This is a genomic window from uncultured Williamsia sp. (genome assembly GCF_947494875.1).
Classification (GTDB): Bacteria; Actinomycetota; Actinomycetes; order Mycobacteriales; family Mycobacteriaceae; genus Williamsia_A.
The window spans coordinates 64512-87586 of sequence record NZ_CANLWM010000011.1; the positions used below are offsets into that span (position 1 = coordinate 64512).

Annotated in this window: 17 protein-coding genes; 9 read left to right on the plus strand and 8 right to left on the minus strand. The window is 63.9% G+C overall.

From position 1 onward, the window contains the following. Nucleotides 1–86: 86 nt before the first annotated feature. Nucleotides 87–650, minus strand: coding sequence for a helix-turn-helix domain-containing protein (locus Q1A98_RS22140; protein WP_299577569.1), 564 nt, complete (start codon nt 648–650; stop codon nt 87–89). Between the two features lie 67 nt (nt 651–717). Between Q1A98_RS22140 and Q1A98_RS22145 the strand changes: the two genes are divergently transcribed. The 4 genes from Q1A98_RS22145 to Q1A98_RS22160 all read left to right on the plus strand — a co-directional run bounded on the left by Q1A98_RS22145 (nt 718) and on the right by Q1A98_RS22160 (nt 7410). Continuing rightward, entirely contained in the window at nt 718–1926 is a 1209-nt protein-coding gene (locus Q1A98_RS22145) for a pyridoxal phosphate-dependent aminotransferase (protein WP_299577571.1), read from the plus strand. Nucleotides 1927–2406: 480 nt separating this feature from the next. Beyond that, on the plus strand, nt 2407–3711 hold the full coding sequence (locus Q1A98_RS22150; RefSeq protein WP_299577573.1) for a hypothetical protein: 1305 nt from the start codon (nt 2407–2409) through the stop codon (nt 3709–3711). Then, nucleotides 3704–6322, plus strand: a complete 2619-nt coding sequence (locus Q1A98_RS22155) for a ThiF family adenylyltransferase (RefSeq protein ID WP_299577575.1) — start codon at nt 3704–3706, stop codon at nt 6320–6322. Before Q1A98_RS22150 ends, Q1A98_RS22155 begins: the two co-directional genes overlap by 8 nt. Continuing rightward, entirely contained in the window at nt 6319–7410 is a 1092-nt protein-coding gene (locus Q1A98_RS22160) for a patatin-like phospholipase family protein (protein WP_299577577.1), read from the plus strand. The genes Q1A98_RS22155 and Q1A98_RS22160 overlap by 4 nt, the downstream gene beginning before the upstream one ends. 198 nt (nt 7411–7608) lie before the next feature. Here Q1A98_RS22160 and Q1A98_RS22165 read toward each other — a convergent pair whose 3' ends face one another. Continuing rightward, nucleotides 7609–8724: an ATP-binding protein gene (locus Q1A98_RS22165; protein ID WP_299577579.1), complete on the minus strand. Its 1116-nt coding sequence runs from the start codon at nt 8722–8724 to the stop codon at nt 7609–7611. Between the two features lie 164 nt (nt 8725–8888). On the opposite strand from Q1A98_RS22165, the gene Q1A98_RS22170 reads away from it, so the two are divergent. Next, a complete protein-coding gene (locus Q1A98_RS22170) occupies nt 8889–9701 on the plus strand; it encodes an acyl-CoA thioesterase domain-containing protein (protein WP_299577581.1) in 813 nt (270 codons plus the stop codon). Nucleotides 9702–10392: 691 nt separating this feature from the next. Beyond that, nucleotides 10393–11658, plus strand: coding sequence for an adenylate/guanylate cyclase domain-containing protein (locus tag Q1A98_RS22175; protein WP_299577583.1), 1266 nt, complete (start codon nt 10393–10395; stop codon nt 11656–11658). A gap of 206 nt (nt 11659–11864) precedes the next feature. On the opposite strand, the gene Q1A98_RS22180 is transcribed toward Q1A98_RS22175, so the two are convergent. The 3 genes from Q1A98_RS22180 to Q1A98_RS22190 all read right to left on the minus strand — a co-directional run bounded on the left by Q1A98_RS22180 (nt 11865) and on the right by Q1A98_RS22190 (nt 14155). Further along, nucleotides 11865–12113: a hypothetical protein gene (locus Q1A98_RS22180; RefSeq protein ID WP_299577585.1), complete on the minus strand. Its 249-nt coding sequence runs from the start codon at nt 12111–12113 to the stop codon at nt 11865–11867. Between the two features lie 196 nt (nt 12114–12309). Next, the gene (locus Q1A98_RS22185; protein ID WP_299577587.1) at nt 12310–13497 is read right to left on the minus strand and encodes a DUF1524 domain-containing protein; all 1188 of its coding nucleotides are present in this window, start codon (nt 13495–13497) and stop codon (nt 12310–12312) included. A 181-nt stretch (nt 13498–13678) separates the two neighbouring features. Next, the gene (locus Q1A98_RS22190; RefSeq protein ID WP_299577589.1) at nt 13679–14155 is read right to left on the minus strand and encodes an HNH endonuclease; all 477 of its coding nucleotides are present in this window, start codon (nt 14153–14155) and stop codon (nt 13679–13681) included. A gap of 757 nt (nt 14156–14912) precedes the next feature. Here Q1A98_RS22190 and Q1A98_RS22195 point away from each other — a divergent pair. Continuing rightward, nucleotides 14913–16475, plus strand: coding sequence for a hypothetical protein (locus Q1A98_RS22195; protein WP_299577591.1), 1563 nt, complete (start codon nt 14913–14915; stop codon nt 16473–16475). Nucleotides 16476–17049: 574 nt separating this feature from the next. On the opposite strand, the gene Q1A98_RS22200 is transcribed toward Q1A98_RS22195, so the two are convergent. After that, a complete protein-coding gene (locus tag Q1A98_RS22200; RefSeq protein ID WP_299577593.1) occupies nt 17050–17667 on the minus strand; it encodes an SMI1/KNR4 family protein in 618 nt (205 codons plus the stop codon). Nucleotides 17668–17774: 107 nt separating this feature from the next. After that, nucleotides 17775–18278, minus strand: a complete 504-nt coding sequence (locus Q1A98_RS22205) for a hypothetical protein (RefSeq protein ID WP_299577595.1) — start codon at nt 18276–18278, stop codon at nt 17775–17777. A 369-nt stretch (nt 18279–18647) separates the two neighbouring features. Between Q1A98_RS22205 and Q1A98_RS22210 the strand changes: the two genes are divergently transcribed. Then, nucleotides 18648–20867: a hypothetical protein gene (locus Q1A98_RS22210; RefSeq protein WP_299577597.1), complete on the plus strand. Its 2220-nt coding sequence runs from the start codon at nt 18648–18650 to the stop codon at nt 20865–20867. A 241-nt stretch (nt 20868–21108) separates the two neighbouring features. After that, entirely contained in the window at nt 21109–21321 is a 213-nt protein-coding gene (locus tag Q1A98_RS22215; protein WP_299577599.1) for a hypothetical protein, read from the plus strand. A gap of 473 nt (nt 21322–21794) precedes the next feature. On the opposite strand, the gene Q1A98_RS22220 is transcribed toward Q1A98_RS22215, so the two are convergent. Then, on the minus strand, nt 21795–22958 hold the full coding sequence (locus Q1A98_RS22220; protein WP_299577601.1) for a beta-ketoacyl synthase N-terminal-like domain-containing protein: 1164 nt from the start codon (nt 22956–22958) through the stop codon (nt 21795–21797). Nucleotides 22959–23075 lie beyond the last annotated feature (117 nt).

A 23075-nucleotide genomic window follows, 5' to 3' on the forward strand; every position in this document is an offset into this window, starting at 1 on the left:
CAGCGGTGGGTGGGCCTACGGGCCTGATTTGTCTACCGCTGCGCCCTTGCCGCGGAAAGAACGCTCACAGCCCGCTCACGCAGGCGCTAGACAGGGAGGCCAACCTGACCCGCGACGATCGCATTGGCTTCGTCTAGATCGAGATCTAACAGACGCGTGGCACTAGGCACGTGCCCGTCATGGTGCGTCGCCTCACCATCAGCGACGATCACGTGAAAGCCAGGCCCGCCGGCGATCTGAACATTGATGGTCTGGTGATTCCCACCCTTGGCCAACACCTCGCATAACGGTATTGCGAGCCAGTGTTCGCGCACCGCATCAGATTGATTCCGGTCGCCCAGGTGCCGAACACCCCACTGAGCGAGAGCACCAAGGATCGGACGGAGGTCCTCTCCATCAGACGTCAGCTCGTAGGCGGCCCGGCGCGAACCAGACTCACCGTCGCGGCGCCGCACCACTCCACGGGCCTCCAACTCCCGCAGTCGGGTAGCGAGCATGTCGGTACTGATTCCAGGAAGGTCGGCGAACAGATCGCTGTATCGACGTGGGCCGCCGCACAACTCACGGACGATCAACAGGCTCCAACGGTCACCCACCACATCCAAAGCCCGACTCACTGCGCAGTGGTGCTGATAACTGCGGTATGGCATGGTGACCATCGTAGATCAGCACTTGGAAATTCCAAGTAAACACCGGAACGCCTGAAAGGTGCCTTGAATGCGTGTCACCCAGTCCAGCAAGCTGGCGGGCGTCTCCTACGAGATCCGTGGACCCATCGCGGAGCACGCAGCTCGCCTCGAGGCCGAGGGCCACCACATCGTCAAACTGAACACCGGCAACCCGCTCGAGTTCGGGCTCGACGCACCCCAGGAGTTGCTCTCAGATGTCGTGCGATCACTGCCGGCATCGACCGGATACTCCTCTTCCAAGGGCCTCGCGCACGCCCGCCGCGCGGTCGCTCAGTACTACGAGACCCGCGGCGTCACCACCGACATCGAGAACGTGTTCCTCGGCAATGGGGTCTCGGAACTGATCATGATGTGTATGACCGCCCTGCTCGAGACCGGGGATGAGGTCCTCATCCCCGCCCCGGATTTCCCGCTGTGGACAGCCTCGACGACCCTCAACGGCGGACGAGCTGTCCACTACATCTGCGACGAGCAGTCCGACTGGAACCCCGACCTTGACGACATCCGGTCGAAGATCACCGACCGGACCCGCGCCATCGTGCTGATCAACCCGAACAACCCCACTGGCGCCGTCTACCCCGAGGCCGTGCTCACACAGGTCCTCGACGTCGCCCGTGAGCACGGCCTCATCGTGTTCGCCGACGAAATCTACGACAAAATCCTTTACGACGGCACACCGCATGTCAGCGCCGCATCCCTCGCCCCCGACGTCCTCTGCGTGACTTTCTCCGGGCTCTCGAAGGTGTATCGAGCCGCCGGACTGCGAGCAGGATGGATGGTCCTCTCCGGACCCACCAGCGACGCCACCAGCTACATCGAGGGCCTCACAATGCTGGCCGGGCTTCGGTTGTGCGCCAACGTACCCGGGCAGCAGGCGATCCCCGCCGCAATCGGCGGCAGGCAAAGCATCACTGAACTCACCGCTGAGGGCGGTCGCCTGGCTGCAGCCAGCTCCCGCGCAACCGATGCACTCAACGCCATCCCCGGGATCAGCTGCGTCAAACCCAAGGGAGCACTGTATGTCTTCCCACGAATCGATCTCGCGCACTACGACATTCGCAGCGACGAACAGTTCGTCCTCGACCTTCTTCTGCAGGAGAAGCTGCACATTGTGCAAGGCACCGGATTCAACTGGCCCCGCCCCGACCATTTCCGGCTCGTCACGCTGCCCCACGCCGACGAACTCGAGGCGATCATCGGTCGCATCGGACGGTTCCTCGCGAACTACCGGCAGTAGATACTGACCTGCAGACATGCCGCCGAAGTTCGGCCCGGTTGGTTCGATTCGAGCCCACTGAGCATGTTGAGTCGCCCTATATCTGGGTGGTCGCCGACAGCGCCCGCTCAGATGACGCACCCGCCACCTGAGCACGCCGCCGGAGCGCCAAATGTGACGCCAGACACTCTCTGCTACGGCCGCCGCGGCTGTCGCGACCTGCGACTTTCACGAATGTCATTCGCAAGCTGTTGTGTCGAGGTTGGATGTGAGAAACTACATGTTGTGGTCTCGAGGGATCACTGCTCAACAATGAGCGAAGACAGAAGCACCCCGTAGGTGGGTGGCTTCGTGCGCACTCTCCGACGGGGTGGTCTGCATTCGCATTTGGTCGATGCACCGCAGACGCTACACCCGCACGATCGGTGCCGGTATGTGAACCCGGCCTGTGTCGAAGAACGCGCGTCTTCACCGACCCCTGAGAGGGGATTGAAGCGACTCATGACCGAAACGCTTCCTGATGTAGGTGTTGTGTTCTGGCCGGTCGGCACTGGCGACAGCTCGACCGTTGTGGTGTCAGAAGAGATTCTGGTGCAAGTAGACCTCAATGACCGCGAGAAGGCGGACGATGAGGCAAATCCCGAGGTTCCCGTTGTCGACCTTCTCGTGGACGCGCTTCCGATTGGTTCAGATGGGAGGCCGTTCCTCGCAGCGTTCGTTCTGACGCACGCCGACAAGGACCACTGCAGCGGGTTCGCTGATCTCCTCGAGAAGGCCACCATCGGTGAGCTGTGGGCGACACCGCGTATGTGGCGCGAGCTGGCGGACGATCCAGACGCGGCGCTCTGCGAGGATGCTCAGGCGTTTCACAAGGAGGTCAGGCGCCGGGTGGACGCGGTGAAGAAGGCTGTCGCCGCCGGAGATGAGATCGACCTGGGGGATCGCGTCATCGTAGTTGGGTACGACACCGCGGAGGCCGAGCACAGCTACCACGACCTTCCCGAGGAGTACCTCGTCAAGCCTGGCAACAGTGTCACGAAGATCAACGGCGTCGACTACATCGGCCGGTTCAACGCCTTCATTCACGCTCCGTTCAAGGACGACTGCGCGGCCGCCCGCAACGAGACCTCCCTGTCCATGCAGGTCACCCTGACCGACGACAACGGCCTCGACGTCAAGGTGCTTCTGTTCGGCGACCTCGCGTACGACACGATCATCAAGATCTTCAACTACAGCGAGGGCCACTCACGCCAGGAGTTCCTCGAGTGGAACCTGCTGCTGGCGCCGCACCACTGCTCGAAGAAGGTGATGTACGTAGTCGAGGACGGTGAGGACACACTCAAGAGCGACATCCTGGACAAGTTTGAGGAATACAGCCGAGACGATGCAGTCGTTGTAGCGAGTAGCCAACCAATTCCGACCACGGACAAGGCAGGCGCCAACCCACCCCACCGCAAGGCCGCCAATCGGTACCAGGACCGTTTCGAGTTCATCTGCACGATGGAGTGGCCCTCGATCGCCGATCCGTCGCCGGTGGTACTGGCTATCGGTGACGCGGGCGCACACATCGTGGATGACGAGGTCGTCGAGCTCGCCGCGCACGCGTTGACGGCGTCTGTCGCGGCGCATCAGCGCCTTACCAGAGTCGCGGCTGCGGCCACGACCGCCGGGCGGGCCGTGGCCACACAACTGTCGGCAGGAGCGGCGCAGACGCAGACGGGGCCGGAACGGGTGCGGTCCGCGGTCGAAGCCGGCCGGGGCCAAGCCGCCGCACCCACTACCACTGTTGGGTTCGGGCGTGCCTGATGCCGGCCATGAGCTGGCTCGTCGTCAACTACGCGAACTAGCCGCCGCGAGTGAGGGTGCGATCGAACTCGTCGGGGAACGATCGACCAGTGCCCATGTGCACGTCTTCGATGTTTCCCTCGATACCTCGGGGTTGCAGAAGGGTGACAACGGAATTCAGATCCGTGGCCGCGAGTTGTTCGAGATCACGATCGGATCGAGCTTTCCGTTCGACCCACCCAGGGTGCACTCGGCACATCGTCGGTGGGCGGGGACCCCGCATGTTCAGTGGGGCCGGTTTCTGTGTCTGTACGTCGCTCCAGGCGTGGAGTGGGATCCCGCGGACGGAATGTACGGGTTCCTCACTCGGCTCACGCGATGGCTGGAGAACGCGGCCGCGGGCACGCTCGATCCCGAGGGACAGCCGCTTCACCCCCCGACCGCCTACGCAAGTGCAAGTGCTGGCACTGTTCTCGTGCACCCGGACTTGGGTGACCGGGTCCCGTGGGACGCCGCAGGCGACGGATCGGCACCGACCACGGTGTTCGCCTGGTGTGTGGTCGACGATCGTCGGATAGACGTGCTGGAGTGGGTCGACGCGGGCACCGCAGCTGCTCGAGTGCTGGATGACACCGCACCGGTCTTTCATGACGAAAGGCCGTGCATAGTCGTGGCGACGACGCTCATCCCGGGACAGCTCGGGTTCGAGTATCCACAGACGGTCCGCGAGCTGAGCCGGGGACTGGCCGCCCACGGCTACTCCGACATCGAGATGCTCTGGGATCTGGCCTCCGGGTCGTTGATGAATCGCTGGCTCCGTAAACGTCAGCTGGCGACTCACCCCGAGGCCGCGGGGGAGCTGTGGGTCCCCGACGACGACAGTGAGTCGCCGCTCGTGACAGCGATGCTTGTCGGAACCCCCTCCCGTCGCGTCGACGAAGGCGAACATCTGGCGCATTTGGCTGCCTGGCATCTGGATTCGTTCAGTTCCCGAATCGCTAACCTGTACGGGTCCGTGCGGGGTCTCGGCGACTCTGACTTGCCCGAGCGTGTCGAGTCACTCGCCCAGGGCTGGTTCGAAGCGGCCAACGTGGGCTGGATGCAACTGATGGAAAACCGGTCCGAGGTCACCCGCCGCCGCGACCACTCAGCCCCCACCTCATGGCTACGCGGAAAGAAGGTCCTGGTCTTAGGGTGCGGTGCGCTCGGTGGCCCGACGGCCGAGTACTGCGTACGTGCCGGCGTCAGGCACCTGGCGGTCGCCGACAAATCGGTGGTCGGACCTGGCGTGTTGGTCCGTCAGCTGTTCACGGACGCGGATATCGGACAATCGAAGGCCCGGGCGTTAGCCGCCCGCTTGTCCGCCATCCGCCGGGATCTTTCTGTGGACCCGTTGCACGAAGACGTCCGATTCACCGACCACATCTCCAACCCGGCGTACGAGTACGACCTCGTCATCGACGCCACCGCAGACGCATCCGTACGGTCAGCGATCGAGCGCGCCTGGAAAGGCCGCGCCCACCGCCCGGCACTGGTCACCATGGTCATCGGTCACGAGGCGTCTCGCGGGTTGGTCACGACCAACCTGCCCACCGCGAATGGAGCTGGTACCGACACCTTCCGGAAGGTTGCTCTCCTGCGTTCATCAGAAACGCCGGGGTGGCATGACCTGGGGGAGGACTTGTTTCCCCGAGAACCGCGCACGGCCATCTTCTTCCCCGAGCCCGGGTGTTCGGCACCCACTTTTGTCGGATCGGCCGCGCAGACAGCGGCACTGGCGGGCTTGATGCTGAACGAAGCCACCAGCATCCTCACATCCGTGTCGGATGCCGACGCCCAACAATCTGGTACACCTACGCAATACGCCTCTGCCGTCCGTCTCGGAGCTGCTTCGCCAGGAAACCTTGGAACGACGCGGGCGTCTTGGAAACCCGACCTCGTAACCATCGACCGCACCACCAGTTACGAAGTCCGCATAGCCGCTGCGGCCTACAACGAAGTCGCCGCCGAAGTTCGCCGCGGCGAACGCATCCGGGGCCCCCTGATCGAGACAGGCGGCATGCTGCTGGGGGCGTTCGACGACGCAACCGGCGTGATCCATGTCGACCGTGTCGCAGGGCCGCCGCCCGACAGCTTCTTATCCCGCGACTACTTCCAGCATGGCATCGAGGGGGTCCAAACACGTGTCGAGAACGAGGTGAAGCGGACAAGCGGCACCAGCGGCTTTCTCGGCTTCTGGCACACCCACCCCTGCGGACCCGCTCGTCCGAGTCAGACAGACGAGCAAGGCATGGCATCGATCGTCGCACCTGACGGCAGCCGTCAACGAGCACTCATGATGATCCTCGGCGGCTCCGCTGACCGATGGAACGCTTGGAGAACCGGTAAAGCCGGCAACACACCCGACGTCTACGCCAGAGTCGTGCCCCGTTCCACCGAGCCCCCCGCGCCGGGCCACCCGGGCTATGTCGGAGGCCGCGACCTCCAACAACTACCGCCTGGCACCTACTTTCGTGGAGGAACACGCGGAACGGTGCACGTCACTGCGGGCGGCCTCGTACGGGCAATAACCGGGGTCCCGGATCGAGCGGGATGGCTACGCCTACGGCGTCGTCCGCGACGGGCCACATGAATACACAGCGTCCCCGAATCGGGCTCGCATTCTCCGGCGGTGGATTCCGGGCCACCGCCTTCGGGCTCGGCGCGTTACGTGCCCTGAACGACCGGGGCGTACTACCGGACGTTCGGGTGGTGTCCGGCATCAGCGGCGGATCTCTGCTCACGGCAATGTGGGCCTACGGACCAACCGACTTCGCCGAATTCGACGCGTCCGTCATCACAATGCTGCACACCAACCTTCAGCGTGAGCTGCTTCGCCGTTGTGTCCATCCCCGACTCGTAGCAAGCAACACACGCAGTGTTGCGCTTGCACTTTCACCGGGGCAACTAAAACGCGACCGAACTTCTACCCGCACCGAGGCGCTGGTCGCAGCGCTCCGAGCGCGCACATTTGGCACCAAACTCTTGAGCGAGGTCACCCACCCCGGCCTGAACACCATCATCTCCGCGACTGACCTTGCCACTGGCAACGCGGTTCGATTCGGCAACACCATCAGCTCCTGCTCGCCGCACGGAACCATCGTCGAGCCCGTCACTGTCGCCGAGGCCACCGCAGCCTCGGCCGCCTTCCCAGCCCTACTCCCGCAGGTAAACCGCAGCTACACCTTCACTCGATCCGATGGCACTACCCATCGCGAAACTATGCTGATGACCGACGGCGGAGTCTACGACAACCTCGCACTGAGCCCGATCTTGCCGGGGCGCTCACCGCAACACACCAGCCACGTGCACGACCTAGACCACATCATCGTCGTGGACGCCGGCGGCGGCCGAATCACCAAGCGCGCACCGAACTTCATGACCGGACGGCTCAGACGGAGCTTCGAGATCGCACACACCCGCTCACAAGATGGTATGCGCGCCCTCGTCCACGAACACCGATCAGCCGGACGTCTACAAGGCCTTACCTACACATATCTCGGAATGCCCGACAACCGCCTTCCTGTCCCCGTCCCGGACCTAGTGCCACACGCCGCGGTCAAGGACTACCCAACCAATTTCTCACCTGTTCCGACGGACAAACTCGACCTCCTAACTAACCGCGCAGAGCAGCTGACGCGAGCCCTAATCGATCTTTACTGTCCGGGGTTGGGTGGATAGCGGGACCGTGTCAGCGACGCCCAACGGCAACTCCGAGACGAACTCGATAAGGTGGCGGGCATCGAGACACAGCGCTGTGCGATAGCACAGTCAAAACTGAGGTGCAGCAGCGCTTTTCGGCGACTACCTGACATAATATAAATTATCGGTGTCGGTTGTGGCGCAGCGGTTTTGACTCCTGCGCCGACCTCGCCAAGTTTATGCGTCGGAGGCGGCGTGGTCGCGGAGGTACTCGCGGAGGTAGGGGAGGGAAAAGTCGACGTATCCGCGGCGGGTGGAGTGAATGAGCTCGGCGGCAATGAGTCGCAGGCGGTATTGGCTGGCGTAGTTGACGTCGACTCCGAGGCGGGTGCGGACGTCGGCCATGGCGGACGGCCCGTCGTCCTGGGCCATAGCGAGGAGGAACGATTTGTCGATGTCAGAGGCGGCAGCGAGCGCGGGTTCGTGAACCAGTCGGCCCATGCGGCGGCGGGCGCGGATGGTGCCCTCGACAGCATCGTCAACGCTGATTTCAGCCTCGTTGGGGTGCAGTCGCCAGGTCTGGGCGCCGATGAGCTGCAGTAGGAACGGGTAGCCGCCAGCGGCGTCGACCATCACCTGCAGCGCTTCGGTGCTGATGGTGCGCCCGGCGGCGTGGATGGGTTCGCGGAACCCGCGTTCAACGTCGCGGCGCGGCACTGAGCCGAGGGTGTGGCGTTCCGCGCGGCGCAGGAACGTCAGGACGTCGTCGTTGACGACGTCGCTGACGCTGGCGGCAAGCCCGGCACCGACAAAGGCCAGTTCGCGGCCCTCGCGGAAAGCATGTTGCACAGTGCCGGCTAGCTCCCGTAGTTCGGGGAGCTGGTTCTGGTGGATCTCGTCGAGGGTGATCAAGACCCCGGTCTGATGCTCGGCGAGCAGGTCGGTAAGCAGTTCGAGCTGATTTCGCAGTCCGGCCTGAGTGACGTGTGTGTCGATGGTGTCCCAATCCACACGACCGGCGTTCATTGGCGCGGTGATGCCCTTGAGCCGGCGACGGACCGCGGCGGGGTCGAACTCGCGCAGCATCCGCGGCAGATGTTGCTGGGTGATCCGGTCGACGAACCCCGGCGTTGCGGTCTCGCTGATCGCCAGCCAGCCACGGCGCCTCGCCAGGTCCTCGACCGCGTTGAGCATGACCGTCTTACCCGCACCGCGCGCCCCGGTGAACAGAGTCGCCCGGCCCGCCGAACCGGGCCCGTCCTCGAGTGCTTCGTCGAACTCCTCGAGCACCGCTTCTCGACCTACCAGAAGAGGAGGGCTGACACCGAAGCTGGCGTGGAACGGGTTAGACACGGATCGGACCCTATCACCAGTCGGTTAGATTGTTTTAGATTAGCTAGACTCCTTTACTTGCGCTGTTCAGCGGCACCCCGCCCACAAAGATGCGGGCCTAGAACAATCGGCCGGTAGCTGCGTCCCACGAACACATAGAGGTGGAACGTGTTTCACTTCTGTACGTGGTTACAGATGACGCGACACCGCCACCTCCATCGTTCTTCACGTCTAAAAACGGCCAGACGCTCACTCCCGAACCGCTCGCGATCAGCCCCTGGTCAACGTCCCAGGTCGGGGGATATGCGGTGTGCGGGGTACTCGCGCGGGCCATCGAAGCGGTCGCGCAGGACGGCGAGTTGGTTCCTCTGCGCTTCACAGTCGACCTGTGCGCCCCGGTCGATGTCGCCGGAGTGGAGGCTCACGCAGTGGAGGTCCGTCGGAGTCCTCGCCTGCGACTTGTGGACGCGACGGTAGGCCGCGGGGAGGATGTCACCGCCCGGGGCCGTGCGGTGTACGCGGCGCCCAGTGAGGAACCACCGGGACAGGTGTGGCGCCGCCGGGACGCGCTACCCGAGCCGCCCGACTGCGACGATGAGCCCGCCCCGCCACTGTTCATGAGCGACGGCGCATCGTGGTCGGGCAGCTTCGCCGCGCACCAGAACTCGAATCGCAAAGCTGTGTGGCAACGCTTCCCACCGCTTGTTGCGGGGGAGGAGATATCACCATTCGTCCGGGCCGCCGTGATGGCCGAGACCACGAGCCTGGTCTGTCACTGGGGCTCCGCCGGCGCCGGGTTCATCAACATCGACACCACGCTCGCCCTGACGCGCTTACCGCTAGGGGTCGGCCTGGGCCTCATCGCTGACCACCAGCGCTCGCGGTCGGGCCTCTCGATCGGTGTTGCGACCATGTTCGACCGTGACGGATACATCGGGACGTGCGCGGTTACCGCCATCGCCAACGCCCGTCGTCAACTCAACCTCGGCAGCCAATGATCCAGTCCTTCGAGTCGCTTGTCGAGCGCGCGACGCGCCAACCAGTCCGCTTACATTACTGAGAGACAGAGCAGCACAGTACTTTTAAGCAACTACCTGACATAAGGTAAGTTATCGGTCAATTGTGCGCTGTTGCAAGGACATTCAGGCGGGGCAACCTTCGATGAACCGAGCAATGACGCAGCGGATGTCCGGTTTTAAGTATCGATTTGGTAACAGAGACCGATATTACTTGTTTTTCCACTTGCATCGCGGGGTCGTGCGGCGCACAGTGGAGCTGTCGCGAGCGCTGTTTATGACGGCCTCCCGGGCAATCTGGCCTTAGACAACCATGTCTCGAGGTCTTTTTGCTTTGCGGGCTAAATAGTAGACATTCGCCGCGGCCCCGCTCTTTCGGGCGGTGTTTCCATCTGAATATAGCTGGCGCGGTTTGCCAGAACCGCTCGGCACCACAGCAGGCTCCCATGCTCGACATGGGGGCCTGTTTTGGGTTCATAGGTTTCTGTAAGGAACACCTATGGACACGGCGGCTCAACGTCGGTCATTATCAGACCGGATCAACGCTCTCCCGCCTGGCAGCGGGGTTATCCACCAGATGGAAACACCCGCCCGGAGTGCCGTTCGCGGCACTCCGGGTGGTCCACCAAGAGAATGCCCTAGACCGGCGTTCTCTAACCCGAAGGAGAACGGCATGTCTGCCAATCTGTTCAACGAGGATTCCTACGACCGGAACCAGGGTCAGGGCCTCGACCTCCCGTCGCTCGACGCCGCGTTCGTCGACGAGCGCTCGACGTTCGAAGCGGTCGCCATGTTCGTCGACATGGCGGGTAGCACCGAGATGAAGTTGTTCGCCGACACCGCGGCGTGGGTCACGCGCCTCGGCCACCTCTACAAGCTGATCTTCGACACCGCATTCAGCAACGAGCCGATGCAGATGCCGCACATCAAAATGATCGGCGACGGTGCCCTGCTGACCTGGAACACCGCCCACACGACGGTCGCGGTCAACGCCGCGATCGTCATCCAGGACAAGCTGCGGCTCGCGAACATGGCACCTCCCGGCCATCAGGCCGGCGACGTGAGCTACCAGGTGTCGATCGGCATGGCCAGTGGACCGGTGAAGCGATTCCGCCTCCCTGACGGCGGCGTCGACCACGTGGGTCCGGCGGTCGACCTGGCAGCCCGCCTCTGCTCTGCCGCCGCACCCCAGGCGATTGTCATGCACAACTCCACCGCGGACGACGTCGTGTGGCGCCGTGTCCACTCCCCCGAGGGCCTGGTCGACAACCGCACCCCGGGCCAGTACCGGGGCGACGCGCAGCAGATCTTCGTCAAGGGCCGGCCGGAGGCGCAGGAGTTCTACGAGCTGTTCTGGTCGCGATCTGCCTTCGGCGTCACCGCGACAGCCGCGTCGGTCTCCACGCTGACCGCACGCAGTGCCGCCGAGGGGACCGGGGACTCGACCCGCCAGCACACCAAGGTGACCCGCATCCTCGGGCACAAGAAGCCCGAGGAGCTCTACGGCTCGATCGTGAAGTGGAACCCGACCTCCGGGCACGGGTTCGTGAAGGTCGCCGCCAGCGGCGAGTGCTTCCACTTCACCCCAGAGTCGCTGTGCTACCCGGAGGACGCCGAGCATCTGTCCACCGACAAGAGCCTGGCGTTCGTCGCCAAGCCCGCTCCGGAGGAGGGCAAGAGCCGGGAAGCCATGGCCGCGCTGATCGTCGACCGCGAGGCCGAAGGCAAGGTCCACTGGATCGCGCCGAACCGCAGCCACGGGTTCATCTGGGTCGAGCACCCGTCAGGCATCACCAAGAGCGTTTATCTCTGGATGACCGACTCGCTCAGCTGGATCCAGGTCGGCGACGAGGTCGGCTTCGACGTCGAGCTGACGCCGCGCGGCCTCCGGGCCGGCAACGTCGCTCGCCTCGACGACGGCGACAACAACGCGGCGTAGTCGCTCACCCGCAGTATCGATCAGCCGGAAGACCCGGCAGCAAGGGGCCCACCAGCCAGGCGGGCCCCTTTCGCTGTCTCCGCCACGTCGTACGCGCGCAGGCGCAGCATCAATACGGGTGGTCAACGGCGGCGGACGGCGCAGCGGGTCGCGGTCTCCGGAGTCCGGTGGTTGACGGTGCACGCGGGATGCACGTACGCCGACGACTACCCGCGCTTCACCCTGCGGATCTCGTTGTCGGGGGCGGTCGACGCCAGCGTCTCGTCGTCGGACGTCGCGGACGACCCGAAGACCGCGGCCCCACCCACGAAGATGAGGAAGAGCAACCAGGGCGCCTCGAAGACCCATCCGACGACCGTGCGCATGGTGGAGGGGTTGTCGGCGCCGAGCTGCACGGCGACGAAGGTCGCCAACAGGTACGGCCAGGCCGCTATGGAGGCGACGATTATCAGCATGACGAGCCCGGCTCAGGCTCCCCCACCGCCGCTGGATCGGCGCCGTCCTCGACGACCCCAGGAGGAGCTGACGGACAGCGGTCCCGCGCCGACGCCGATGCCGCGGGTCGAGATGCCCCCGCGCACTCCGAACAGGCTGCCGCCGATCCCTATTCGCGCAACGACACCCGCCGCCGAACGCAGGCTCCCCTAGACGTCACAGCCACTTCGCCACTCCCCCGTGACGTGAGCATGTTCCGCTGCGGCTCTTGCTCTTGCTGAAGGTGCCGTCGTTGCAGATCGCGGTCGCCCCGCTGGGAACACTGGCGTCGACGTCGGGTGCGGCCTGGGCGGGCGGCTCATACGCCGGTGCAGGCGCCGGGGTGTACGGCGTCGTCGCCGGCGGCGGCACGTACGCCCGGGTCGTCGGCGCGGGCGCAGGCGTTGCGGTCGAGGTCCGGGTCGGCGCGGGGCGCGGGGCTGCGGACATCGCCGGCGGGGTCGCTCCGCAGGTGGTGAGGACCCGGATCATGGCGTCTTTCTCGGCCTGGGTGACCCACAGCTTGTAGAGCGCCTTGACGTCGATCTGGCGGGCGACGTAGGTGCAGCGATAGCCGGTGTTCGGGACCAGCCAGGTGGCGGCGTCGCCGTCGCCCTTCTTCTGATTGGTGGGGCCGTCGGTGGCCTGCAGGTTGCGGGGGTCGTTGGCCAGGAAGCGGCGCTGCTCGGCGGTGAGCTGCTGGGCGCCCTTCTGCCACGCATCCGAGAGAGCGACAACGTGGTCGATCTGCACCGCCGAGGAGGTCGACGAGCCGCGGGTGAACGGGATGGTCTTGCCGGTGTAGGGGTCGGCCAGGGTGCCGGTGGCGACGGCGCAGCCGTGGGTGCCGGGCTTGACGGTGATGGCGGTGAGGTCGCGGCGCAGGATGTCGTTGCGGGTGTCGCAGCCGTTGTGGCCGGACTCGACATTAACGTCGTCAGACCACGCTTGTCCGAACTGTTCTCGGCTGTATCCGGTCTTGGGTGCGCGGCCCTTGACCGCGAGGGTGTTGAGCTTGGCCAGCGCGGCGTTCGCCGGTGCCGCGGCGGTCACGGTGCCGGCGACCGGGGCGACCGCCAACGTCGGCTCCGCCGTCGGAGTCGATGTCGACGTTGTCGGCGCACTCGTGGACGTCATCGTCGACGTCGCGGCGGTGCTGGTGTCGGCGGCCTTTGCCGACGTGTCGGTCTGCTCCTTCGGAGCTACCAGGCCGATGATCACGAGCAGTGCGAACACTGCGGCCACGACGAACGGCCACTTGCGTCGCCGCTTCTGCCGCGGGGGAAGCACCCAGGGCGGCAGCTGCGACCCGGGCCGCTCGAAGTTGAACCCGGACAGGTCGGGATCGGGTGGGGGCGTCGACATTCTCAGAAGCTCTCTAACCGGAGGAAGCGGTCGCGGACCCGCGCACCGAACACATGTATATGTGACGGCGCCGACAGCGTTACGCGCTACTCGGGACCACGCGCTCGGCGGGACGACCTCCAATCCAGTGGGCGCAGCGCCTCCGAGTTCGACCAAGCGCCGACATCGCCGACGTCCTCGATCATTCGAGGTGACGCCAGGTTTTTTGGCGGGCTATCGCTGACACGGCGCTCTCACCGACACCGAACCGCTCGGACAGTTCGCGAAGTTTCCAACCGTGATTGTTGCGGAGGTTCCGAATCTTTCGAACCTCCGCATCGGTGAGCTTGTGCCCCGCGTTCATCTCTCCTACTGGCCGCGCTTTCCGTGCACGGCCGCGTTCATGCATGTCGGCAACGTTGTCAGCCTGAGAGCCGAGCTCGAGGTTGTTTGGGTTCACGTCGATTGGCGTGTCGTTCCGATGTCGGACAACGGCGCCCGGCGGGATCGGCCCGACGAAGCGCTGGTAGCTGTAGCGGTGAGCGAGCCAAAACTCGTGCTGGCACTGAAGCACGCCGTACCCGTCCGCGTGCGTTGGTCCGGCCCAAGGCCACACCACACCAGCGGGTGGCGGATCACCAGGCATGTAGTAGTCGAAAACGTCGTCCAGCGAATCCATGTTCGGCCGCCGACCGGCCGCTGGGTCCCCGTGGCGCTTCACGCGGCGGTAGTGCCGGGAGCAGTACTCGCCGCGCTCGCGGAGGGAATCACAACCGGCGGTCACGCAGGGCTGCGATCGATCGACGGGCGCTTTCGACGCGCCTCCTCCAAGCGGGTCGCCGTGGCGGAGGAAACGACGGTAGTGCGAGCCGCACATCCCCCGTCGACTCGTAGTCGCCGAGCAGTTCGCCACATTGCACTTCATACCTTAATAGTACCTATTGGTACGGATAAAGAATTGGGTACGGACGTCAACAACCTCGACTCGGGCGAGCCTCGTTGTGCGAGTTCAGTGCTGGCCTGACCATGTGGCGCGAGTTACGGTAGTCGGGCGGCAGCCTCAATAAAGACGGCCGCCAAGATGGTCAGAACAAAGGCGATCTGGAAAGAGACCGCGAGTCGAAGTCGTTGAGCTCGTAACATGTTTGCCTCGCGGAGCGTGACGATTGAGTCGACGTCCCGGCTTGCGACGACGAACCGCGCCTCACACTCGGGACATCCCACTTCTCGTTAACCATCATCCGCAGGGTGGAATCTTTTGTCAGCGAGTACCTGCTGGTGCCGCTTTGCACTAGTGCAGCCCAACACGGAGATGGCACCAAGAGGATGACACTGCCCAGAACGGCCCATACAGTCGCCTGATTGAGGTGAGCGGGGTCGACAAGCATCACAGAGGGGCCCGGATCGGGTGCATGTCCTGACGAGAGGATTCGAGCGTGACGATAAGCGTTCCAGATGGACAGCCGGACCACCGTTTCATGCGCTTCGTTAGGCCCCCCAGTAAGGATGACGACGGTGACCATCCGCCGCTCTATCCGATGCGGCCAGCGACACGCCCGCTGCGACTCGGGATCGACGTCGCCACCATCCCCGCTCCGCCAGACGGGGCCGTCTCCACATTCCTAGGTCGTGAGGAGCTGGACATACAGCTTCTGATACCCCACGGCACAGAGGTCCCCGACGACTGGGCACGTGCCCTCGACAACCCGCTCGTGCGGCAGATTGGGTTCACCACGGTCGAAGAGGCCTCCCGGCACCTCGACACCGTCGAGTTCGGAGTTTCCACCGACTGCGAGAGGGAGCGCTCCTGGCAATCGGCGAACTTTTTCCCCGTGTATCAACAGCTTGACGAGCAAAGTGCGACCCCCGGCGCGGAGGCCGTCACGTTGGCGGATCGGAACCGGGCGGCGGCGTACGCGGCTGCTGCAGCCGCGGTTGGCATCGACGCGATCGTAACGACAGCCTCGACCGTCGGGCGCTGCGACGTCGCGGACAACGACATCGTGATCAGCGTGACGCCCGACGAGGCGGTCGCGCTCATCGGTCACCACCTGCGCTCGACAAGCAATCCGATCGTCCAAGTGCGTCGCGGCAGACTCGTCGGTGGCGGGTTGGTCCAGAGCACGGAGTCCACCGCGACGATCGAGAAGTTCTATGACTGGGGTGTCGGCGCGGCCATGCCGTACTTCGACAGCCTGCACGGCATCATCGCTCCACGGACCGGGGATCCTGAACTGTCCTCGGCGGTCAACTCAATCCGTGTGAGGCTCTGCCGCGCCACGCGCGCACTCGACCAGCTACTCGCTGTCCTGTCGAACCCGATCAGCGGCAAGCGCGGCATCGATGTCGTGGAGGCGGCAGCGGAAGCGTTTGACCGGCAACTCCTCTACCTCGCCGCGGCGTTCGACATCTACGGGCGCCGCTACCTGCTGTTGATCGACCCCACTCGAGATTCGAAGAAGTTCCGGCTCTCCCTCGACGCCGGCGGGTACATCACCGACCATCTGAGTCGCGAGTACCCCGCCGACGCGCTGGTGGATGTAGAACGGCTCCACCCCTACGCCGGGGTGTGCAAGATCCTTCGCAACCACATCCACGACGGCATCCTGCCAGTCGACCAGCATCCGGGGCGCGGCTACGGCAGCACCCAGAACATCGCACTGGACCTCGACGCCATGCCCGACCTTCTCCCCGGCGCCAACCCGAAGCTCACTCAAGATCACTACGACAGCCTCGGCGTGTGGCGAGCGGACCCGATGGGGGTGTTCGGCGCACATACCACCGTTGCCGATCTCGCAACATCGGCCGTCACGCTGCTGAGCGCGGGCACAGCGTTAATCGAGGCGTTCACCAAGCTGATCCTGCGGAACAAACCTGCAAATGCAACCGCGCCGCACTCGATCCTCGGCTGCGTGCAAGCACAACCCGGGCAGGCCGAACCGCCGCCCCACCCCCGTGAACTGTTCTACCGGTCCCTGTTCGCCTGGCCCGAGGTCTAGCGGCCGGCGATCCGCCACACCAGCACCTGCGGGGGCAGGGACGTGAGCCGGGGAACGACCCGGCTGGCTTTAGCCTGCGGCTGTCCCAATCATTCGTACGTCGTGCCAACAGGCCGCAGTCACTGACAGCTTCAAGTCGCCGACGATCCGGGCAGCCCAGATTACGAGGGGGTCGGGTCGGCCGCTAGACCGAAAGCTTTCATCGCAGCGTGATACGTGATCAGTGACACGTATCCACCCACCCGCGCATCACCGCTGCCGGCGCCTATCGGGTGACTTAAGCCAATCGGTGAGCGCCTGGTGAAAGACGGCCTGCAATGTCATTTGGTCCTGCGCTGCGCGCACTTTCACCGCGCGCATCAAGTTTCGGTCCACTCTGGTTGCGAGGCCTTGCAACTGGGAGGGAGTGGTCATTTCTGTGCTGACCCCTTTGGTCCATAGGTACTTTTCGCCGCAATTCAGCGTTGTCAAATTTTTAGCACATCTCATGAGGGCCCGTGGCTCTCAAAGGTTACAACTTGACTTCTGAACGGCAACGTCCGTTGGGTTTGCGTGAGCCTGGCCTATCCGTGGCTTACGGGCCGGTTGATTCCCAGTACATGGCGCCGTCGTCGACGACAATCTGCCAACCGTCTGGGGGCCCGTCAGTGAGGTTGTGCTCGATGTGGGCCAAGAGCTCGGCGATCGATCCCCACTCTGTGGGTGCAGCGGGGCCCGCGTTGTATGGCCACCATCCGATGGATCCGTGTCGATCGCCAGGGCGCGTGTCACAGAAGTAGTCGATGTTCTGGTAGCCACTGATCGGGATGTAAGACGCGATAAAAAGGTCAGTGGGTTCACCAGCATTCGGGGCGCCATTCGCGATCGCCGAGAGGCTGCCGTAATAGTCGGGGTCGTAGTCGAGCATCTCCGAGCTGAGCTCCAACAGCGCAGCATGCTCGGTGACGATCTCGTCTAGGGAAAAGAACACCTGCAAGGGCAGTAACTCGCCGGCGGGGCCGGTGTCGGTGTCGGCCTGGCCGTTTTGAAGAAGAAACCAGGTGCGCAACTCAGCAGGGAAGCGAACCCCGATCGCTTCCTCACACCTTGCGACCGCCGCCTCCGTCGCCCCGGGCCTGAACGAGGCGGCAGTCGCGGGCGCGTAGTCGCGGAGAGTTGCAATCAGAGATTCCCATCGAGCTGCAAGTTCCACTTCATCTCCTTAAGCCTGGTCGACTTTGACGTCTACTAGCTGCCTAAACCCGGCTGAACGGGGTGTTCGAGAGACCCGGCTGGATGATGTCGTCGGCGAACCACGCCTCACGCCGCCGACACTGTGACAATCACATTCGCTCGAGATACTTCGCTGAAACGGCGCGCTAGCGGATCGGAACGTATTAGATCAGCCAGCTCGTTCGCCGCGTTCCGTGAGAGCTCTGCATCGCCTCGACCCGACGTGGCCACCGTCAGCGAGTCGGCGGATCGCTGCCGGATCGAGAATCCATCGCGCACTCGGTCCAGATCCTGGCCCGTCTTGCTGGCGGTTGCTTCCGCTACCCGCTGATGAACAGCCGCCGAGGTGAAACCTGTCAGGAACTCTGGAGGCAACGAGATGATATCGCCATCGAACTCTCCCAGCCCGACCGACGTTGGTACCTGCGGCGGCGGCGTTTGCACGGCCACCACCACCGCGAACGTCTGACTTGCCGAGGTGCTCGCAGCAGACCGCGAGGGTGCTGTGCCGTCGGAACCGGTCCCGCACGCTGCCGCGAAAAAGAACACCGCCAGCAAGAGGAACGCAACGGACCGGCAATTGCTGGCCAACCTCTACCTCCTACAAGGACTCGTTACTGGCCGCCACCATATCGCGCGCGCTGCCCAGATGAGCCCGAACGCAACTGCATTAGAACCTTGGTTGGTGCGTCGCACGAATTCTCGGCAATGCCAGCCGCGTAAGCGAAACCGTTGCCTGAGCTCGATCGCCTTGCCTGACAGTTCTAACTTTCTAGCAAGTTAGCATTCTTTTTTTCTGACGGCCGCGGCCGCTTTGATCAGGCAAATTGCCGCTAATGGACGGCAGCGGGTCGACACCGACCCTGAGTGGAAGCTGTGCGACGCATGAGAGAAACAGCACACTTGAGGCTCGCGCTGCGGACTCGATGACCTCGGCCTCGGAAGAAAAGGACGGCGAGCATGTTGACGAAACCGAGAGGGTCGGTGGTGCGCGTCTTTTCACAAGCCGTGACCTACCTTCTGACCGTCCTGTTTATCGCGGCCGCATTCGGCGCCGCGCCAGCGAGTGCGGACCGCTACGGTAACTACGATGTAGTTGGCCGAATTCTCGACGAATACCGCATTCAAGGCGGTCCAGCAAAGCTGGGTAATCCTACGATGAACGAGGCCAATGCCGCTGTCGCGAACTCCAAGTACCAAAACTTCGCAAACGACTCGGCGATTTATTGGAACGCCAACGTGGCAAATGGATACGCAAAGATGGTTCGGGGAGCGATCCGCGCCAAATGGGCTCAGTTTAATTATGAGCGCGGCCCATTCGGATTTCCCACGATCAGCGAGGCCGCCCTCGGAAAAAACAACGGGAGCTACAACACCTTCCAAGGCGGGTCGATCTACTACAGCCCCAACACCGGCGCTCACCAGGTGTGGGGTGCGCTCCGCGACTTGTGGGGCAAGAGCGGTTACGAGAACGGCAACCTCGGGTACCCGGTCACAGACGAGTACGAGCTCCGCGGCGGCTACCAGCAGCAGTTTGAAGGCGGCTACCTGAACTGGAACGTCGGCCCAGTCGTGGATGCCAACCCGGATGACTCCGATCCAGTGATCGGAAAGGATGACCCGTACAACAAGTACCCCAGCAGATTCTCACTGGCCCTTTCCCCAACTGGGTCGAAGTGCAACACCTCCAGCAACGGCGTCGAAATGTGCCTGGGATTTGGGGACGAAGAATTCCCGACCGACAACAATACGAACGCACGTCGGGCCCCTGCGCCGTCACCGAGCCAGTCTCCCGAAACCTCTGTCCCGTCCGAGCCAGCACCATCGTCTGAGCCGTCCTCAGCGCCGGCGCCAAGCAGCGACAGCCCCACCGCCGAACCCCCGTCGACCAGCTCGCCGGCGCCCACCAGCGAAAGCAGCTCGACTCCGGCCCCTACCTCTGCCTCGCCCACGCCGCAACTGCAAAACTCCCCCACCACGAGCTCGGTTGCACCGGCGATCTCGACGAAGACTCCGCCGCACATCCGCCTGGTCGACGACCCGGCAGACGAACCCACAGACGACTTCCCCATCCCCGACGACCCTGCGCCCGACACAGCCGCGGAGAGCGACTTCTTCGGAAGCGGCAACGCCCTGTGCAACAACGGACCCGCCACCGGCGAGTTTCACGGGAAACGGTTCCTGGTGTGCGCAAAAGAGCGCGCGAAATTGCGCATCAGGCAGCTCGACGTGGTCACAGGTCAGGTTAAGACTATCGGCTGGGCAAAGGGCTGGGTCTATCTCTCGGTTGCAACACTGAACAACTCCCCCACAGCTTCGGTGCGAGTGAAGGCAATCGGGAAAACGTTCACCGGCGTCGGCAGATCAACAGTTCTCGAATCTTCTTTTGGCAATCTGCTGCCGTCGGACAATCACGAGATCACCAACACTGCAGGAACCGCCAAGGGAAATTTTTTCGATGGATTCCCAAATGTGCGGTACGACATCAAGGCGAAGGGCCTGGAGAACACTCCGGGGACATTGAGTGTCATCTCAGAGATCCTCAACATGAGGGCCTCCAATCCGGAGCCGCTTACAGCTGCGGCGACAAGGGGATTTAGGCTCCCCGACTGGCGTTGTGACTCACTGACGTATTTCAAGGGAGTTGGATGCGTCATTCGCGAAGACGCGAATTCCCAGAACCTTCCAGTGCTGGATATGACCACAACAAAGAACAACGACACGTTGCTCTACGATCATATTCTCCGTTCGCAAAATTCACTCGTGCCAGGAAACCCCATTATCAAAAATTTCCTGGGTAAGCTCAGCAAGCTAACACGAATAACAGAAGGCGATTCGCAGTACGGGAAGAATAGGTCAACGGCCTGCCCGCGCTGGTTCCCGACACGCTTCACACCCCCGTCTGGCACTACCTGCGACGAATATCCGTTCGCAAGTACGCGCGAGGGGGCTGGGAAATACGCGAACCCCGTGGGTCGCACGTTCTATTTCTGCGGGATTCCGTATCAGTACCTGCCTAACGGCGACACGTTCCAGAATCCAGCAGGATACAGTTCCTGCTACATCCCGGCTAAGCAGAACTCGGCGGGTGGCGGGATACTCCCGTCGTTCTACAGATTCAATCGAATTCTGGCCTACGGAGAAGATACCGACGGGTTCTTGGTGAGCGCATACCACTAGCGCCGGCGCCGGGGCGGGGCGGGGCGGTGTGGTCTAGCAAGTCCGGGCCACACCGCACTTCCCGTCCGGTACAAATGGCTCTCCCGCACAAGATGACGCGGTGTCGGCCCCGACGGCATGCCATCCATCCTGCCCAGCCCCCGATAAGCCGCAGCAAGGATCGCTGGTCCGCGATGCGCCTCGTGATGTCTCCTGGCCGCCCAAATCCGCGTTGGGGTGTGCGGGGTATGGGGATTGGACGATGAGGCGCTGGATCGCCCGGGCGAGCGCGGAGACGTCGCCCGGCGTTGTCGCATGCGGCCAGGCGCGGCAGAACGTCACCGACGAGGTCGGCTGCGGCGTGGCGAAACCCTTGCACCAACTCCGGAGGGAAGTCCGGTGCCGCGGCGACGTCGGCGGCGGCATGCAGCAGCCGCGCCGTCTCGTCGATCGAGACACCAATGGTCAGCGCTGATGCATCGACACAGTCGGCGTTGTCGAGAGCCGCTGCGTCGCCGCCGGCGTACACCCGTGCCGCTGTACCGCGTTTCCATTGCAGTGCCCGGTCGAGCTTGGCCAGGGTGATTGGTCGTAGCGGTGACGACTGGCCGCTCTCGACGCGCACGAGGGTGGGTTGCGATGGTCCGCCGGCGGCCTCGGCCGCGGCCATGCTGAGCGAGAGCTGCGCGCGACGCTCAGTGACCGCGGTCGCGAGCTGGTCGCTGTGCGACTCGCGCGCGGCCCGTGTTGTCGTGGTCATAGACGTGCCGGTAGCGGTCACCAGACCTTCTGGACCCACAGCGGGTGGGCGGGAACGCTCTGCGACCGGCTACCAGGCGCGGTCGGCGCTGTTCCTACGTGCCCTGCTCCCCGACCGCCTCTTCGACCGGGTGATCACCAGCAGGACAAGCTGAAAATGTGCGAGTGTCGCGGCGTCTGCTCGAGTGTTCAGTTGGGGGTGCTGAGGACGACGACGGAGTTGTGTCCTCCCATTCCCAGTGAGGGTTTGATGGTGATGCCCTCGGCCATTGGTGTGGCACCGTCGAGGAGCTGGGGGTGCGCGGTAGCTACGTGTGGTGGGGCAGGCACGATTCCGTGCTCGGAGCCGAGGGCGGTTGCGGCAATCTCGACGGCGGCCGCGGCGCCTTGGCAGTGACCGGTCAGCGGTTTGATCGAGTACACATCCGGGCGTGCCTCGGCGAACATCTCCGACAGGATTGCGCGTTCGGCGGCGTCGCATTGGGCGGTGCCGGGCCCGTGCGCGTTGAGGTAGCGCACGTCGCGGGCGTCCACCCCGGCGTCGGCCAGAGCGTCATCAACACACCGCATGATCTCTCGGTGACCGGGGTCGACGGATGCGACGTGGAACCCGTCGTGACTCATCGCCCCACCCAGGATCGACAGATAGCTCTGCGCCGGCGACTTGGAGACAACGAACCCGACCGAGGCCTCCCCCATCGCGAACCCGCGGCTGCCCTCCTGGAACGGGCGGCACGCATCGAGCGGTTCGGCATCGACGACGCCGGCACCCAATCGGACGAAATGGTCCACGTTCTCCGGCGTCAACGACATATCGGTGGCCACGCACACGACATCGTCGGCAATTCCCGCATCGAGCCACATTTTCGCGGTCAGCAATCCCACATTTCCGGAACTGCATGTTGCCGAGACGTTCATTGCCGGTCCGTGGAATCCGAATTCTTGCATCAGCGTCGAGATCGGGGTCGAGGGCAGCAACCGCATGTAGTCGCGGATCCTGCGTTGCCCGTCGTCGCCGAGATAGAACTGCCGCCAGTCGGCGACATCACCGAGCACGACCGCGTGCAGCAACCCCACCCGGCGTCCTGGTGTCCAGCCACGGGACTCCGCATCGCCGATCGCCTCACGCGCCACACCCCGCATGGCCTGCGAAAACAGGCTAGGACTATCCGCCGGGTCCCCACCTGCGGGAACCTTCGCCAACCACACCTGGTCATCACCATCGGCGCCGTACCCGCCATGCAGCACCGCCGCGGGTTTGCCCGACGACACTCCCCGCCACAGTGCGTCAGCACCCCACCCGTACCCGGTGGCCGCGCCCACTCCCACGATGTTCACACCATTCTTTGCCATTGTTCATTTCCCCCTAACGGATGCGGAATCCCCCCACCGAGGCCCCGTCACAACGATTAACCGCCACAACAGGTAATTTCGCAAAAAGCAAGCGATCGAATGCACTACACCCAACCC